Source organism: Blastococcus sp. KM273129, from assembly GCF_021698995.1.
Classification (GTDB): Bacteria; Actinomycetota; Actinomycetes; order Mycobacteriales; family Geodermatophilaceae; genus Blastococcus.
The window spans coordinates 1-16,232 of record NZ_SSXB01000001.1; the positions used below are offsets into that span (position 1 = coordinate 1).

The 16,232-nt window shown below is 74.6% G+C and carries 16 protein-coding genes; 12 read left to right on the forward strand and 4 right to left on the reverse strand.

Annotated elements, in window-relative coordinates; genetic code table 11:
• Positions 1 to 103: 103 nt before the first annotated feature.
• Positions 104 to 841 (reverse strand): DUF2461 domain-containing protein, encoded by a 738-nt coding sequence (locus E9565_RS00005; RefSeq protein ID WP_236833710.1) that lies wholly within the window; start codon positions 839 to 841, stop codon positions 104 to 106.
• The gene (locus E9565_RS00010) at positions 838 to 1,395 is read right to left on the reverse strand and encodes a GNAT family N-acetyltransferase (protein WP_236833711.1); all 558 of its coding nucleotides are present in this window, start codon (positions 1,393 to 1,395) and stop codon (positions 838 to 840) included. The genes E9565_RS00005 and E9565_RS00010 overlap by 4 nt, the downstream gene beginning before the upstream one ends.
• 65 nt (positions 1,396 to 1,460) lie before the next feature.
• On the opposite strand from E9565_RS00010, the gene E9565_RS00015 reads away from it, so the two are divergent.
• Entirely contained in the window at positions 1,461 to 2,675 is a 1,215-nt protein-coding gene (locus E9565_RS00015; RefSeq protein ID WP_236833712.1) for a winged helix-turn-helix domain-containing protein, read from the forward strand.
• On the opposite strand, the gene E9565_RS00020 is transcribed toward E9565_RS00015, so the two are convergent.
• Positions 2,647 to 3,069, reverse strand: coding sequence for a DUF1232 domain-containing protein (locus E9565_RS00020; RefSeq protein ID WP_236833713.1), 423 nt, complete (start codon positions 3,067 to 3,069; stop codon positions 2,647 to 2,649). The genes E9565_RS00015 and E9565_RS00020 overlap by 29 nt on opposite strands.
• A gap of 40 nt (positions 3,070 to 3,109) precedes the next feature.
• Between E9565_RS00020 and thyX the strand changes: the two genes are divergently transcribed.
• The 6 genes from thyX (at position 3,110) to E9565_RS00050 (ending at position 8,377) form a co-directional block, all read left to right on the forward strand.
• Positions 3,110 to 3,859 carry an FAD-dependent thymidylate synthase gene (gene thyX, locus E9565_RS00025; protein WP_236827878.1) on the forward strand — a complete coding sequence of 250 codons (750 nt, stop codon included), beginning with the start codon at positions 3,110 to 3,112 and terminating at the stop codon, positions 3,857 to 3,859.
• A gap of 76 nt (positions 3,860 to 3,935) precedes the next feature.
• Positions 3,936 to 4,742, forward strand: a complete 807-nt coding sequence (locus E9565_RS00030; protein WP_308113127.1) for a thymidylate synthase — start codon at positions 3,936 to 3,938, stop codon at positions 4,740 to 4,742.
• Positions 4,739 to 5,281, forward strand: coding sequence for a dihydrofolate reductase (locus E9565_RS00035; RefSeq protein WP_236833714.1), 543 nt, complete (start codon positions 4,739 to 4,741; stop codon positions 5,279 to 5,281). The genes E9565_RS00030 and E9565_RS00035 overlap by 4 nt, the downstream gene beginning before the upstream one ends.
• 9 nt (positions 5,282 to 5,290) lie before the next feature.
• A complete protein-coding gene (gene dapA, locus E9565_RS00040; RefSeq protein WP_236827880.1) occupies positions 5,291 to 6,187 on the forward strand; it encodes a 4-hydroxy-tetrahydrodipicolinate synthase in 897 nt (298 codons plus the stop codon).
• Positions 6,184 to 7,884, forward strand: coding sequence for a ribonuclease J (locus tag E9565_RS00045; protein WP_236833716.1), 1,701 nt, complete (start codon positions 6,184 to 6,186; stop codon positions 7,882 to 7,884). The genes dapA and E9565_RS00045 overlap by 4 nt, the downstream gene beginning before the upstream one ends.
• Positions 7,885 to 7,888: 4 nt before the next feature.
• Positions 7,889 to 8,377, forward strand: a complete 489-nt coding sequence (locus E9565_RS00050) for a DinB family protein (protein WP_236827882.1) — start codon at positions 7,889 to 7,891, stop codon at positions 8,375 to 8,377.
• Here the strand turns inward: E9565_RS00050 and E9565_RS00055 are convergent.
• Positions 8,370 to 10,304, reverse strand: coding sequence for a S9 family peptidase (locus tag E9565_RS00055; protein WP_236833718.1), 1,935 nt, complete (start codon positions 10,302 to 10,304; stop codon positions 8,370 to 8,372). The two genes, E9565_RS00050 and E9565_RS00055, sit on opposite strands and share 8 nt — an antisense overlap.
• Before the next feature lie 86 nt (positions 10,305 to 10,390).
• Between E9565_RS00055 and E9565_RS00060 the strand changes: the two genes are divergently transcribed.
• The 5 genes from E9565_RS00060 to E9565_RS00080 all read left to right on the forward strand — a co-directional run bounded on the left by E9565_RS00060 (position 10,391) and on the right by E9565_RS00080 (position 16,227).
• Positions 10,391 to 12,907: a DNA translocase FtsK gene (locus E9565_RS00060; RefSeq protein WP_236833720.1), complete on the forward strand. Its 2,517-nt coding sequence runs from the start codon at positions 10,391 to 10,393 to the stop codon at positions 12,905 to 12,907.
• A 153-nt stretch (positions 12,908 to 13,060) separates the two neighbouring features.
• Positions 13,061 to 14,527: a MiaB/RimO family radical SAM methylthiotransferase gene (locus tag E9565_RS00065; protein WP_236833721.1), complete on the forward strand. Its 1,467-nt coding sequence runs from the start codon at positions 13,061 to 13,063 to the stop codon at positions 14,525 to 14,527.
• Complete coding sequence (gene pgsA, locus E9565_RS00070; RefSeq protein WP_236833722.1) at positions 14,524 to 15,198, forward strand: CDP-diacylglycerol--glycerol-3-phosphate 3-phosphatidyltransferase; 675 nt, start codon at positions 14,524 to 14,526, stop codon at positions 15,196 to 15,198. The genes E9565_RS00065 and pgsA overlap by 4 nt, the downstream gene beginning before the upstream one ends.
• A complete protein-coding gene (locus tag E9565_RS00075; RefSeq protein ID WP_236827887.1) occupies positions 15,198 to 15,725 on the forward strand; it encodes a CinA family protein in 528 nt (175 codons plus the stop codon). Before pgsA ends, E9565_RS00075 begins: the two co-directional genes overlap by 1 nt.
• 106 nt (positions 15,726 to 15,831) lie before the next feature.
• The gene (locus E9565_RS00080; protein ID WP_236827888.1) at positions 15,832 to 16,227 is read left to right on the forward strand and encodes a helix-turn-helix domain-containing protein; all 396 of its coding nucleotides are present in this window, start codon (positions 15,832 to 15,834) and stop codon (positions 16,225 to 16,227) included.
• Positions 16,228 to 16,232 lie beyond the last annotated feature (5 nt).

Genomic DNA, 16,232 nt, shown 5'->3' on the forward strand with positions numbered 1-16,232 from the left:
CGCCGATGGTACTGCCCTGGAGACGGGGTGGGAGAGTAGGACGCCGCCGGACAACCATTCACGAAGGGCCCCAGCCACCAGGCTGGGGCCCTTCGTCGTCTCCTCACCGCCGCCGTCGCCTCGGACGGCGGCCGTGTAGCAGGCGCGGCCGGGAGAGCGCCGGAGCCGATGCCGCGGTCAGCGCCGGCGGGGCTCCTTGGTGGTGGCCCCGACGTTGTCCGCGAACCAGGCGTTGAGCGAGCGGAGGTCGCGCCACGCGTCCCGCACCCGCTCCAGGGCCTCGGGTGTGTGCAGCCACCCCTCCGGGGCCCAGTGGCGCGCGGCGTGCAACGTCTTGTGCTTGAGCAGGTCGGTGCGCGGGTCCTCGGCCCGAGTAGCCGGCGGGCACGCGCACCAGGCGCTCGCCCTCGATCCGCCAGCCGGCGGCCCGCAGGCGGGAGACCTCCTCGGCGAGGCGGGTGCCCTGCAGCGGTTCGGCCACCGCTCGGCGGTTCCTCGCCACCTGGTCGGACTCCAGACGCCAGCAACCACCGGCGACGGTGAGCCCGTCCGCGGAGATCTGCACGTACCAGGCGCCCGCGCCGCGCCCCTCCGGGTTCACCACCGCGCCCTGGTGGTTCTTGTACGGGGTCTTGTCGTGGCTGAAGCGGACGTCGCGGTACGGCCGGAACACCTTGGCGGTCCCGAACTCCTGCGCCAGCGCCTCCACCAGCGCCGTCATGGGGGCGCGGACGTGGGCCTCGTACGCGGTGCGGTGCGCCGTCCAGTACGCCTTGCTGTTGTCCGCCTCCAGGCCCTCGTAGAAGACGAGCCCCTCGTCGGGGAAGCCGTCGAAGGTCATCGGTCCACGCCCTCCGGGTCCAGCGCGACGTGCCACCGCAGCTCCCGCAGCGGCGCCGCCCCCGTGTCCAAGGTGCGGGCCCAGCCGTCGGGGGCCCAGCCGGCCGACTCGTAGAAGCTCGCGGAGGCCTGGTCCGATTCCGCGAGCCAGACCTCGAGCCGGTCCGTGCCCTCGGCGGAGGCGAGGTCGGTGACCGCGGCGAGCAGCCGGCTGCCGTGGCCCCGGCGGCCCCACCGCGGCTCCACCAGCAGCGTGCTGATCTCGCCGGTGCCGGTGCCGGTCGCGACGGCCGCGAAGCCCACCACCGCGCCCTGCTCCACGGCGACCAGGACCCGGTGGTGCGCCGACGGTGGCGTGGTGACGGCCGAGCGCCAGGTCTCGGTGACCGCGGCCTCGTCCCACCCGTCGAGGACCTCCGGAGGCAGCAGGGAGCGGTACGCGGTCCGCCAGGTGATGCCCTGCACCCGCGCGATCGCGGCGGCGTCCTCGGGCCGCGCCGGTCGCACCGACACGTCCGCGGAGCCCGTGAGCCGGGGGAAGGGGATCGAGGTCACCCGGGCAGCGTAGGGGTGCCGGCCGGGGCGGCGGGTGTCGTACCGGCCGGGCAGGATCTCCGGTCGTGACGCCCGTCGAACGGTTGCCCGCCGCGCTGGCCCGGCGCATCGCCCTCGCCGCGCAGGGCTTCGCCGAGCCACGGCCGGCGACCGCCGTGGGGACGCGGCAGCTGCGCCGGCTCACCGAGCGGCTCGCCGTCGTCCAGATCGACTCGGTCAACGTGCTGTCCCGGTCGCACTACCTCCCGGCCTTCAGCCGGCTGGGGCCCTACCCCCGCGAGGTGCTGGACGCACTGGCCAACCGGCGGCACGACCTGTTCGAGTACTGGGCGCACGAGGCGTCGTTCCTCCCGGTGCGACTGCACCCCTTCCTGCGCTGGCGCATGGCGGCGGTGCAGCAGGAGGCCTGGGGCAGCATGACGAGGGTGCACCGGGAGCGGCCGGAGTACGTCGCGTCGCTGCTCGACCGGGTGCGCCGCGACGGGCCCCTCCGGGCCGGCGAGCTCCAGGAGCAGCGGCCGAACCGGCCGGGCAGCATGTGGAACTGGCACGCGGGCAAGGCGGCGCTGGAGTACCTGTTCTTCACCGGCGAGCTGACGGCGTCCTGCCGGACGGCGGGGTTCGAGCGCGTCTACGACCTGCCCGAGCGGGTGCTGCCCGCGGACGTGCTGGAGGCGCCCACGCCCCCCCGTCCGGACGCGGTGCGGGAGCTCGTCCGCACCGCGGCCCGGGCACTGGGCGTGGCCACCGAGGCGGACCTGCGCGACTACTTCCGGCTGACCCCGGCCGACGCCCGGACGGCGATCGCCGAGCTGTCCGACGCCGGTGAGCTGCTGCCGGTCGAGGTGGTCGGCTGGGGTCGTCCGGCGTGGCTGGACCCGGGGGCGCGCCGCCCCCGCTGGATCCGGGCCCGCGCGCTGTTGAGCCCGTTCGACTCCCTGGTGTGGGAGCGGCCGCGGGTCGAGCGGATCTTCGGCTTCCGCTACCGGCTGGAGATCTACACGCCGGAGCACCAGCGGGTGCACGGGTACTACGTGCTGCCCTTCCTGCTCGGCGACCGGCTGGTGGGGCGCGTGGACCTCAAGGCCGACCGGAAGGCCGGCGTCCTCCGCGTGCAGGCCGCACACGCCGAGGACGGGGTGGACCGCTCGGCGGTCGCGGCAGAGCTGGCCGCCGAGCTGAGGCTGATGGCCGGGTGGATGGGGCTGGACCACGTCGCCGTCGGGGACCGGGGGGACCTCTGGCCCGAGCTCAGCCGCGCGCTGGCCGCCGCGGCGTGAGCCCGGCGAGCCGGCGCACCACGGTGAGACCGCCCGGCTCCCCGGGCCAGTGCCGCACCAGCGCCTCGTCGCCTGCCCGCCGCACCACCGACCGCAGCACCCACGCGACGACCACGACGTCGTCGGCGTGGCCGAGGACCGGCACGACGTCGGGCACCAGGTCGACGGGGGAGAGCAGGTAGGCGAGCAGCAGCCAGAGCCGCACCCGCAGACCGGCCGGCAGGGACCGGTCGGCGGCCAGCCGGCGCACCAGCCGCACGACGTCGGGCAGCAGCCGCAGCCCGTCCCGCACGGTCAGCTCGTCGGGCCGGCTCCGCCACAGAGCCGCCAGGAGCAGCAGCCAGACGAGCAGCAGGCCGCCGGCGAGGGCGAGCAGCGGGCGCCACCACTCCACGCGCCCCAGTCTGCCCGGTCGCCGGCCGTAGGCTCGACGGGTGCCAGAGATCGCGCCGCTCCGGGTCCAGGTCGTCGCGCAGACCCAGTTCACCGCCCCCGCGGACGTCCCGTGGGAGACCGACGCCGACGGCGGGCAGGCGCTCGCCGAGTTCGCCGGCCGGGCCTGCTACGAGTCCTGGGACAAGCCGAACCCCGCGACCGCGACGAACGCCGGCTACCTGCGGCACATCCTGGAGGTCGGGCACCTCGCCGTCCTCGAGCACGGGACCGTGAGCATGTACCTCACCGGCGTCTCCCGGTCGCTCACCCACGAGCTGGTGCGCCACCGGCAGTTCTCCTACAGCCAGCTCTCCCAGCGCCACGTGCCCGAGGATGCCGCCGTCGTGGAGCCAGCGGTCATCGCCGCGGACCCGGAGCTGCACGCGCGGTTCGTCGCGGCGACCGGCGCGGCCGCGACCGCCTACGCCGAGCTGCTCGAGGGTCTGGAGCAGCGGCTGGCCGACGTCCCCAACGCCACCCTCCGGCGCCGGCAGGCCCGCCAGGCGGCCCGGTCGGTGCTGCCCAACGCCACCGAGTCGCGGATCGTCGTCACGGGGAACTACCGGGCGTGGCGGCACTTCGTCGCCATGCGGGCCAGCGAGCACGCCGACGTCGAGCTCCGCGAGCTGGCGATCGCCTGCCTGAGGGAGCTGCAGCGGGTGGCCGGGAACGTCTTCGGCGACTTCCGGATCAGCCGGCTGGCCGACGGCACCGAGGTCGCCGCCAGTCCCTTCGTCACCGAGGGCTGACCACCTCGGCGGCACCTCTGGGCACGCCCGTCGCCGGGGTCCCGGCACGTCGGGAGGCGGCCGTACCCTCGGGGCCGTGGCAGCCCCGATCGACACCCAGTACGAGGACCTCCTGCGCCGCATCCTGGCGCAGGGCGCGCCGAAGGACGACCGGACCGGGACGGGCACCCTCAGCCTGTTCGGCGAGCGCCTGCGCTACGACCTGTCCGAGACCTTCCCGCTCGTGACGACGAAGAAGGTGCACTTCAAGTCGATCGCCGTCGAGCTGCTGTGGTTCCTGCGGGGGGAGGGCAACGTCGGCTGGCTGCGGGAGAACGGCGTCACCATCTGGGACGAGTGGGCGTCCGCCGACGGCGAGCTCGGCCCCGTCTACGGCGTCCAGTGGCGGTCGTGGCCCACGCCCGACGGCGGGCACGTCGACCAGATCGCCCAGCTGCTGGAGACGCTGCGCACCGACCCGGACTCGCGCCGCATGATCGTCTCGGCCTGGAACGTGGCTGCGCTGCCCGAGATGGCGCTCGCCCCCTGCCACGCCTTCTTCCAGTTCTACGTGGCCGGCGGGAAGCTCTCCTGCCAGCTCTACCAGCGCAGCGCCGACATGTTCCTCGGCGTGCCGTTCAACATCGCCAGCTACGCGCTGCTCACCCGCATGATCGCCGCCCAGGTGGGGCTCGAGCCGGGCGAGTTCATCTGGGTCGGCGGCGACTGCCACATCTACAGCAACCACGTCGAGCAGGTGACCGAGCAGCTCTCCCGCGAGGTGCGGCCCTTCCCCACGGTGGAGCTGGCGCCGGCGCCGTCGCTGTTCGACTACACCTACGAGCACTTCGCGGTGCACGGCTACGAGCCCCACCCGGCGATCCGGGCAGCCGTGGCGGTGTGACCGGCCCGGCGAGCGAGCGAGCCGGCCGGGGCGGCCTGGCGATGATCTGGGCGCAGGCCCGGGGCGGCGTCATCGGGGCCGACGGCGGCCTGCCCTGGCACCTGCCCGAGGACCTCGCGCTGTTCCGCCGGCTGACCACCGGGTCGACGGTGGTGATGGGCCGGCGCACCTGGGAGTCGCTGCCGCCGCGGTTCCGCCCGCTGCCGGGCCGGGTCAACGTCGTGCTCACCTCCGACCCGGGCTGGTCGGCCGAGGGCGCCCTCGTCGCGCGTTCGGTGGACCAGGTCCTCGCCGAGCACCCGGCGGCCTGGGTGATCGGCGGGGGCACCGTCTACGCGGCGTTCCTCCCGCACGCCGACCGGGTGGTGGTCACCGACGTGGACACCGACGTCGGAGGAGACACGTTCGCGCCGTCCCTGGACGGCGGCTGGGTGCGTGCCGCGCGGACACCGGCCGAGGGCTGGTCGGTCTCGGCGTCGGGCGGGCTGCGGTTCGCGGTGTCGGAGTACGTGCGGGATCCCGTCGGCTCCGCTGGGTAGATTCACCCCATGACCTCCGACCCCGCCCGGCCGTTCGGGCGCCTCCTCACGGCGATGGTCACCCCGCTGGCCGAGGACGGGTCGATCGACCTCGCCGGCGCCCAGGAGCTCGCGGCGCACCTGGTCGACCGGGGCGGCAGCGACGGGCTGGTCGTCCTCGGGACGACGGGGGAGTCGCCGACGACCAGCGACGCCGAGCAGCGCGCCGTCCTCGAGGTGGTGCTGGACGCCGTCGGTGACCGCGCCACGGTCGTCGCCGGCGTGGGCACCTACGACACCGCGCACTCGATCGAGAAGGCGCGGACGGCGGCGGAGCTCGGCGTGCACGGGCTGCTGGTCGTCACGCCGTACTACAACCGCCCGCCCCAGGCCGGCCTGCTGCGCCACTTCACCTCGGTCGCCGACAGCACCGACCTGCCGGTGATGCTCTACGACATCCCGATCCGCACCGCGACGCCCATCGAGGTCGACACGCTCGTGCGCGCCGCCGAGCACCCGCGGATCGTCGCGGTGAAGGACGCCAAGGGCGACCTGGGCGCCATGGCCTGGACCCTCGCCCGCACCGACCTGGCCTACTACAGCGGCGAGGACATGCTGAACCTGCCGATCCTGGCGATGGGCGGCGTCGGCATGGTCAGCGTCGTCAGCCACCTCGTCGGCCCCCGCCTGGTCGAGCTGGTGGCCGCGGTCGAGGCGGGTGACCTGGTGAAGGCCAGGGAGATCAACGACAGCCTGCTCCCGGTGTACACCGGGATCTTCCGCACCCAGGGCGTCATCACGGTGAAGGCCGCGCTCAACGCGCTCGGCCTGCCGGCCGGGCCGGTCCGGCCACCGCTGGTCGACGCCACCCCCGAACAGCTCGCGCAGCTGCGCGACGACCTCGCCGCTGGAGGCGTCACCCTATGAGCGGCCAGGTCACCCAACCGCACCTCGACCTCAAGGCACCCCCGCCGCTGCCCGAGGGCGGCCTGCGGGTCATGGCCCTGGGCGGGCTCGGCGAGATCGGCCGCAACATGGCCGTGCTGGAGTTCGACGGCAAGCTGTTGGTCATCGACTGCGGCGTCCTCTTCCCCGAGGCCGAGCAGCCCGGCGTCGACCTGATCCTCCCCGACTTCGGGGTCATCGAGCACCGGCTCGACGACGTGGTCGCCGTCGTCCTCACCCACGGGCACGAGGACCACATCGGCGCGATCCCCTACCTGCTCCGGCTGCGGGAGGACATCCCGCTGGTCGGCTCGCGGTTCACCCTCGCGCTGGTGGCGGCCAAGCTGCGCGAGCACCGGCTGGACGCGACGCTGGTCGAGGTGGCCGCCGGCGACGACCACCTGGCCGGGCCGTTCCACTGCGAGTTCATCTCGGTGAACCACTCGATCCCCGACGCCCTCGCGGTGGCGGTGCACACCCCCGCGGGCGTGCTCGTGCACACCGGCGACTTCAAGATGGACCAGCTGCCGCTCGACGGCGTCCTCACCGACCTCGGGGCCTTCGCCCGGCTCGGGGTCGAGGGCATCGACCTGCTGCTCGCCGACTCCACCAACGCCGAGGTGCCCGGCTTCGTCACGCCGGAGCGGTCGATCGGCCCGGTGCTCGACGACGTCTTCGCCCGCGCCTCGCAGCGGCTGATCGTCTCCAGCTTCGCCAGCCACGTGCACCGCATCCAGCAGGTGCTCGACTGCGCCGACAAGCACGGCCGCAAGGTGGCCCTCGTCGGCCGGTCGATGGTGCGCAACATGGGCGTCGCCCGCGACCTCGGGCTGCTCAAGGTCGCCCCCGGGCTCATGGTCTCGCTCGACGACGCCGCGTCGATGCCGCCGCACCAGGTGGTGCTGGTCAGCACCGGGTCGCAGGGCGAGCCGCTGTCGGCGCTCGGTCGGATGGCCCGCGGCGACCACCACCAGGTGACCATCGAGGCCGGCGACACCGTCGTCCTCGCCTCCTCGCTGGTGCCCGGCAACGAGACCGCCGTCTACAAGGTCATCAACGGCCTCGCGCGGCTCGGCGCCACGGTGGTGCACAAGGAGACGGCGCGGGTGCACGTCTCCGGCCACGCCCCGGCCGGCGAGCTGCGCACGCTGCTCAACGTGGCCAAGCCGCGCTACCTGATGCCGGTGCACGGGGAGTGGCGGCACCTGCGGGCCCACGCCAAGCTCGCCGAGGAGACGGGCATGGCGACCGACCGGATCCTCCTCGCCGAGGACGGCGTGGTCGTGGACCTCGTCGACGGCAAGGCCGCCATCGTCGGGTCGGTCCCGGTCGGTGACGTGTACGTCGACGGGCTCAACGTCGGTGACGTGGGTGAGGAGTCGCTGCAGGCCCGGCGCATCCTCGGCGACGAGGGCTTCGTCGCGCTCACCGTGGTGATCGAGCCGTCGACCCGGACCATCGTGCGCCCGGTGCACCTGTCCACCAAGGGCTTCTCCGACGACCCGGCCGCGTTCGACGAGGTGCTCGCCCTGGTCGAGGGCAACCTCAAGCGCGCCCTGGCCGACGACGAGGTCGACGCGCACCGGCTCTCGCAGATCATCCGGCGCACCGTCGGCAAGTGGGTGTCGGACAAGCACCGACGGCGCCCGATGATCATCCCGACGGTCCTCGAGGTCTGAGACCGTGAGCAGCCAGGACGTGCTCCGGGAACCGCTGAGGGCGCAGCTGGAGGCGTTCCTCGACGAGCACCGGGAGTCGCTCCGCGGCTGCCTCGACGGCCTCACCGAGGAGCAGGCGCGCCGCTCGCTGGTGCCCTCGCTCACCACGCTGCTCGGCCTGGTCAAGCACGCGGCCTTCGTCGAGCGGGTGTGGTTCGACGAGGCGATCTCCTGCCGCTCCCGCGCGGAGATCGGCATCCCGGAGACCGTGGACGAGTCCTTCACCCTCAGCGACGAGGACACCATCGCCTCGGTGACCCAGGCGCACCGGGAGGCCTGCGAGGCGTCCCGGCGGGCGACCGCGCACCTGGACCTCGACGACGTCGTGCACGGCAACCGTCGCGGGCCGCTGCCGCTGCGCTGGGTCTACCTCCACGTGCTCCGGGAGCTCGCCGAGCACGGCGGGCACGCCGACATCCTCCGCGAGCAGGTCACCGCCGGCCGGCTCAGCTGATCGGGACCGGCGTGATGCCCTCGTCGGCCGGCAGGTCGAAGCCCCACACCTGCGCGTAGAAGGACAGCTCGCCGTCCAGGGCGGTCCGGATGTTCCCCGCCCTGCGGAAGCCGTGCTGCTCGCCGGGGAACAGCAGGTAGGCGTGCGGCACGCCCTTGGCGCGCAGCGCGGCGACGATCGCCTCGGCCTGCGACGGCGGGACGACGGCGTCCTCCTCGCCCTGGAAGACCGCCAGCGGGGTGTCGAGGGCGTCGACGTGGTTGATCGGGGAGCGCTCGTCGTACACGGCCCGCCCCGACGGCCACGGCGCGACCAGCCCGTCGAGGTACCGGGACTCGAACTTGTGCGTCTCGGCGGCCAGCGCGCCCAGGTCGGCGACGCCGTAGTGGCTGGCCCCGGCCGTGAAGACGCCCGGGCGCATCGACAGCGCGGCCAGCGTCGTGTACCCGCCGGCCGAGCCGCCGCGGATCGCCATGCGCGCCGGGTCCACCCGGCCGGCGTCGGCGAGGAACCGCGCACAGGCCACGACGTCGTCGAGGTCGACCACGCCCCACCGGCCCTGCAGCGCCTCGCGGTAGCGGCGGCCGTAGCCGACCGACCCGCGGTAGTCGACGTCCGCGACGCAGAACCCGCGGGAGGTCCAGTACTGGATCTCCAGGTTCAGCACCGGGACGGCGGCGGCGGTGGGGCCACCGTGGACCACCACGACCAGCGGCGGGAGGCTGCCCGCCGGGGCCGACGCCTGCGGGTTCGTGGGCGGGTAGACCAGCGCGTGGGCCTCGCCGATGCCGGTGCCGCGGTCCTCGGTCGGGAACGTGACGTGCTCGGGCCGGGAGAACCAGGCCGGGTGCAGCCCCAGCTCCCGCGCCGGCCGCAGCACCTCGGTGGCGCCGCTGCCGGCGTCCACACGCAGCACCACCGGCTCGCTCGCCGGGCCGCCGGCGACGCAGACGACGCCCGTGCCCTGCGCCGTGACGTACCGGAAGGTGCCGTAGGGCAGGTCCAGCTCGCGCGGCTCCCCGCCCGGGGTCAGCACGGCGAGGCGGTCGCGGCCCTCCCGGCCGTAGGCGACCACCACGCGCCCGTCCGCCAGGAGCGCGTAGCGGGACTGGCCGAACAGCCACTGCGGGCCGCCGATGTCGCTGCCGACGTCGACGACGAGCTCGGGCTGCTCGTGCGGCGGTCTCCGGTACAGCGACCAGAAGTTCGTGCGGTCGTCCAGCCACCACAGCGCGAGGTCCGCGCCCCAGGCCGGCTGGACGACGGACTCGCCGGGACCGCCGGCGAGCACGTGCTCGGTCCCGTCGGCCGCCCGGACGACGAGCTGGGCGCTGTCCCACGGCATGTCGGGGTGGTCCCACTGCAGCCAGGTGAGCGTGACGCCGTCCGGGGCGAGCCGCGGGCCGGCGACGAAGTCGGGGCCGGAGACCAGCACCTCGGTGGTGCCGTCGAGGCCCACGCGCACGATCTCGTCGACCACGTCGGCCGCGGCGCCCGACGCGGCGTGCGTCTCCCGCACGGCGAGCACGCCGTCCGGGACGACGGCCAGGTCGGCGTACCGGACCCCCGCGGGGATCGCCGGCTCCGGGGTGATCGCGGCGGGGGCGCTCTCGCCGGGGGCCAGCCGGTACAGCCGCTGGTCGGAGAAGTCCGTGAACCAGAGGACGCCCTCGGAGACGGTCCAGGACCCACCGCCGTACTCGTGCACCCGGGTGCGGGCGTTCCACGGGGCCGGCAGGGCGTCGGTGACCACGCCGTCCGGGGTCCGCCGCACGAGCGCGGTCCGGCCGCCCTCGGCCGGGCGGGACTCGGCCCACCAGACGTCCGGGCCGTCCACCACCACCTCGCCCAGGCGGGCCGCGGACCGGACGACGAGCCCGGAGGTGACGGGCGTGGGCCAGCTGCCGTGGGGGAGCGGGGTGCTCATGCGTGTGACGTTATGGGACGGCGGTGAGCGGGACACGACATCCGGCCTGCCTGCCGGGGGGCCGTCCCGGGATTACGGTCTGACGCATGCCTGCCCGCACCACGCCGAACCGCCGGCCGGCCGCCACCCGCAGCCGGTCGGGCTCGACGGCGGCGAGCAAGAAGCGCCCCGCCGCCAAGCGGGCGCCCAACCGGCGGCAGCCGGCCCGCTCGAAGTCGTCGTCGTCCGGCGGCTCGATCTGGCGCATCGCCAGCGGGGGCTGGAACCTGCTCGCGCGCGGCGCCGGCGGGCTGGCCCGGTCCGTCGCCCGGCCCGAGGAGGCCGAGCCGCTGGCCCCCGAGCACCGCCGCGACGGGGTCGGCCTGGCCGTGCTCGGGCTGGCGATCGTGCTGGGCGCCGCCGCCTGGAGCAACGGCATCGGGCCGGTCGGCGCCGCGCTGACCGACGGGGTGCGCTGGATCATCGGCTCGCTGGTGATGGTGCTGCCCGTCGTCCTGCTGTTCGCCGCGCTGCGGCTCCTGCGGCGCGGCCCCCGCCCGGAGGCGCGCGGCCGGCTGGCGATCGGCTGGCTGTGCACCGTCGCCTCGGTCCTCGGCATCGCCCACGTCGTCGGCACGCCGGCGGTCCCGCAGGGCGGCGAGCCGGGCTCCGGCGGGCTGGTCGGCTGGGCCGTCGGCACGCCCTTGACCGCCGGCGTGGGGGCGGCGGTCACCGTCGTCCTGCTCGGGCTGCTGGCCTTCTTCGGGCTCCTGGTGATCACCGCCACGCCGGTGCACCAGATCCCGGAGCGACTGCGCGAGGCCACCGACCGCCTCCTCGGCCGGGACGACTCCTACGAGTACGACGAGGACGACGAGGACGAGGAGGAGGAGCCCGCGCCGAAGAGCCGCCGGCGCCGCTCCTCGCTGTCGGAGGACCTGCTCACCACCGGCCCGATCGACCACGGGGCCTACGCGGAGGCGCCGGAGGCCACCCGCACGACCGAGCCCGAGCACACGGTGCTGGCCGCCCCGACGCCGCCCGTGCCGAGCGTCCGCCGCCCCGTCGAGGACCGCACCTCCCCGCCGGAGGACCTGCCGCCCATCACCGAGCCCGAGCAGCTCTCCATCCAGCCGGTCGAGGGCGACTACGTGCTCCCGGCGCTGTCCACGCTGCGGCCTGGCGACCCGCCGCGGGCGCGGTCGAAGGCGAACGACGTCGCCATCGAGGCGATCAGCGGCGTGCTCGAGCAGTTCAACATCGACGCCGCCGTCACCGGCTTCACCCGGGGCCCGACGGTCACCCGCTACGAGGTCGAGCTCGGCCAGGGCGTGAAGGTCGAGAAGATCACCGCGCTGACCAAGAACATGGCGTACGCGGTGGCCAACGACAACATCCGCATCCTGGCGCCGATCCCGGGCAAGTCCGCCGTCGGCATCGAGGTGCCCAACACCGACCGCGAGAAGGTCAGCCTCGGCGACGTGCTGCGCTCGCAGGCCGCCAAGCAGGACCCGCACCCGATGCTGGTCGGACTCGGCAAGGACATCGAGGGCGGGTTCGTCTGCGCCAACCTGGCGAAGATGCCGCACCTGCTGGTGGCCGGTGCGACCGGCGCCGGCAAGTCCAGCTGTGTCAACTCGATCCTGACCTCGCTGCTGCTGCGAGCCACCCCCGACCAGCTGCGGATGATCCTGGTCGACCCCAAGATGGTCGAGCTCACGCCCTACGACGGCATCCCGCACCTGATCACGCCGATCATCACCGACCCGAAGAAGGCCGCGACCGCGCTGGCCTGGCTGGTCGAGGAGATGGAGCAGCGCTACCAGGACATGCGGTCCACCGGTGTGCGGCACATCGACGACTTCAACCGCAAGGTCGAGAAGGGTGAGATCACCGCCCCGCCCGGCAGCGAGCGGGTGTACCGGCCCTACCCGTACATCCTCGCGATCGTCGACGAGCTCGCCGACCTGATGATGGTGGCCCCGCGCGACGTCGAGGAGCACATCGTCCGCATCACCCAGAAGGCGCGTGCCGCCGGCATCCACCTGATCCTGGCGACGCAGCGCCCGTCGGTCGACGTCGTCACCGGCCTGATCAAGGCGAACGTGCCCTCGCGGCTGGCGTTCTCGACCTCCAGCCTGACCGACAGCCGGGTCATCCTCGACCAGCCGGGCGCCGAGAAGCTGATCGGCATGGGTGACGCGCTCTTCATGCCCATCGGTGCGGGCAAGCCGATGCGCGTCCAGGGCGCCTTCGTCACCGATGCCGAGATCGAGGCGGTCGTCGAGTTCACCAAGCGCCAGGCCGAGCCGGAGTACCGCGAAGAGGTCTTCACCGCGGGGGGCGGCGGCGAGAAGAAGGAGATCGACGAGGACATCGGCGGTGACCTCGACCTCCTGCTGCAGGCAGTGGAGCTGATCGTCACCTCGCAGTTCGGCTCGACGTCGATGCTGCAGCGCAAGCTGCGGGTCGGGTTCGCCAAGGCCGGCCGGCTGATGGACCTGATGGAGAGCCGCGGCATCGTCGGCCCCTCCGAGGGTTCCAAGGCACGCGACGTCCTCGTCAAGCCCGACGAGCTCGAGGCCACGCTGTTCACCCTCCGCGGCGGAGGGGACGTCGGGTGATGGTCCGCCCTGCGTCCGGCCTCCCTGCCGGGCCCCGGCCCGAGCCTGCGACGGCCGGGGGAACCTGACGGTCGGGAAGGGCTCCCGGGCAGGGTCCCGTCGCGAGTTCGCGAGTGACGGGGGGCACGGCGGTCCTTCACCTACGATGGTCCGGTGACAGCCACGCCCAGCCCTGCCCGGACCGTGGCCGTGGTGACCCTCGGGTGCGCCCGCAACGAGGTCGACTCCGAGGAGCTGGCCGGCCGGCTCGCCGCCGAGGGGTACGAGCTCGTCGAGGACGCCGACGGCGCGGACGCGGTGCTCGTCAACACCTGCGGGTTCATCGAGAGCGCCAAGAAGGACTCCGTCGACGCGATCCTCGCCGCCACCGACTCCGGCGCCTCGGTCGTCGCCGTCGGGTGCATGGCCGAGCGCTACGGCACCGAGCTGGCCGACGCGCTGCCCGAGGCCACCGTCCTCGGCTTCGACGACTACGCGCAGATCGGCGGGCGCCTCGACGACGTCCTCGCCGGCCGCCCGCTCGTGCCGCACACCCCGCGGGACCGGCGCACGCTGCTGCCGATCAGCCCGGTCGAGCGCTCGGCGGTCCTCGCCGGGGCCGGAGGCCGTGTCGAGGACGCCGGGCCCGCCATCCCCGGCCACGACTGGCTGCGCCGCCGCAGGCTGGCCGCCGGGCCGTCCGCCGCGATCAAGCTGGCCTCCGGCTGCGACCGGCGCTGCGCGTTCTGCGCGATCCCGGCCTTCCGCGGTGCCTTCGTCTCCCGCCCGCCGGCCGAGGTGCTCTCCGAGGCCGCCTGGCTGGCCGGGCAGGGGGTCACCGAGCTGGTGCTGGTCAGCGAGAACTCCACCTCCTACGGCAAGGACCTCGGCGACCTGCGCTCGCTGGAGAAGCTGCTGCCGCAGCTGGCCGCCGTCGAGGGGATCGCCCGGGTGCGGGTTGCCTACCTGCAGCCGGCCGAGCTGCGGCCGGGCCTGCTGGAGGTCATCGCCGGCGGGGGCGGGCCGGGCGCGGTGATAGCGCCCTACTTCGACCTGTCGTTCCAGCACTCGTCGCCGGCGCTGCTGCGCCGCATGCGGCGGTTCGGCGGCACAGACGACTTCCTGCGCACCATCGCGCGGGCCCGCGAGCTCGCGCCCGGCGCCGGGTTCCGCACCAACGTCATCCTCGGCTTCCCGGGCGAGACGGAGGACGACGTGGCCGAGCTGGAGCGCTTCCTCACCGCGGCCCGCCTGGACGCCGTCGGTGTGTTCGGCTACTCCGACGAGGAGGGCACCGAGGCCGTGCGGCTGCCGGGCAAGCTCGACCAGGCCGAGATCGACACCCGGGTCCGCCGGATCACCGACCTGGTCGAGGAGCTGACCGCCCAGCGCGCCGAGGAGCGCATCGGCGAGCACGTCGAGGTGCTGCTCACCGAGGACCTCTCCGCGGAGGAGGGCCCCGGCACCTGGCTCGGGCACGCCGCCCACCAGGACCCGGACGCCGACGGCACGACCACGGTCAGCGGGATCCCGGCCGGCTCGGTCCCGGGGCAGGTCGTGCGGGCCGAGGTCGTCGGCACCGAGGGCATCGACCTGGTCGCCGTCGCCCGCGTGCCGTCCGCCACCGTGGCCGGGCGGTGACCCGGGTGGCGGACGTGGCCCCCGACCCGGCAGCGACGCCGCCCCAGTCGGTGCGCCTGGTCAACCTCCCCAACGCGCTGACCGTGCTGCGGCTGGCCCTGGTGCCCGTCTTCGCCGTCCTGCTGCTCAGCGACGACAGCCTGGACGACACCAGCCGCTACTGGGCCACGCTCGTCTTCGGCCTGGCGATCCTCACCGACCGCTACGACGGCCTCATCGCGCGGCGTACCGGCCAGGTCACCGAGTTCGGCAAGCTGGCCGACCCGATCGCCGACAAGGCGCTGACCGGTACCGCGCTGATCGGGCTCTCCGTGCTGGCGCTGCTGCCCTGGTGGGTGACCGCGGTGATCCTCGTGCGAGAGGTGGGGGTCACCCTGCTGCGCTTCTGGGTCATCCGGCACGGCGTCATCGCCGCCAGCCGGGGCGGCAAGGCCAAGACCGTCCTGCAGTCGCTGGCCATCGGCCTGTACATCCTGCCGCTCAGCGGGGCGCTGGCGACCACCCGCTGGTGGGTCATGGCCGCGGCCGTGCTGCTGACCGTGGTCACCGGCCTGGACTACGTCTACCGCGCCGTCACGCTGCGGCAGACCAGCGCCCGCGCCATGCGCGCCGCCGCCGCGCGGCGGTCGGCCGGGGCCGGCCCCGGCGCCCGCAGCGACACCGCGGCCTGATGGCGGCCCCGGCCACCGGGGCGGCGCTCGAGGAGCTCGCCGCCGAGGTGCACCGGGCGCTGCTGGCCCGCGGCGCGACCGTGGCGGCCGCCGAGTCGCTCACCGCCGGCCTGCTCTGCGCCACCCTCGCCGCGGTGCCCGGCGCCAGCGCGACGCTGCGCGGGGGCGCCGTCGTCTACGCCACCGACCTGAAGACCACGCTCGCCGGGGTGCCCGCCGACCTGCTCGCCACCCACGGGCCGGTCAGCCCGCAGACGGCGGCGGCGCTGGCCGAGGGCATCCGCACCCGGTGCACGGCCACCTTCGGAATCGGGCTCACCGGCGTCGCCGGGCCCGACCCGGTCGACGGGCACGGCCCCGGCACCGTCTACCTCGGCCTCAGCGGCGGGGAGCGGACCGACGTCGTCCGGCTGGACCTGCCGGGCGACCGCGCCGCGGTGCGCGCCGGCGCGGTGGCCAGCGCGTTCGCCGCGCTCCGGGACCGGCTCGCCGGGAACGCCGACCGGGTGGACGGCGTTACGCCATGAGCGGACTCGGCCCCGTCGGTGGGCCGTCGGCGCATGCGCCGCGTACCGTGAGCGCACGGTGCCCGACGGCACCGCCGCTTCCCCGCTCGCAGGACAGGAGACGGCCATGACGCTGCTGCGCACCCAGCTCGGGAACACGCTGCGCGGCCACCGGCTGCGTCAGCACCGCACGTTGCGCGACGTCTCCGGTGCCGCCCGGGTCAGCCTGGGCTACCTCTCCGAGGTGGAGCGGGGGCAGAAGGAGGCCTCCTCCGAGCTGCTCGCCTCCATCTGCGACGCCCTCGAGGTGGAGCTGGCCGACCTGCTCGCCGAGGTGAGCCTCGAGCTGCGCGGTGCCACGGCGGACGTCCGCCCGCTGGCGAGCCCGGCCGAGGCGGCGCCCGCCGACGGGACTTCACCCGCGCCGCAGCCCTCCGACGCCGCCGAGCCCGCCCTGGCGCTGGTCGGCGCCGGGCAGGGTCGCACCGCTCCGCGGCGCGACGCGGTGTCGCTCGCCGCCTGACCCGC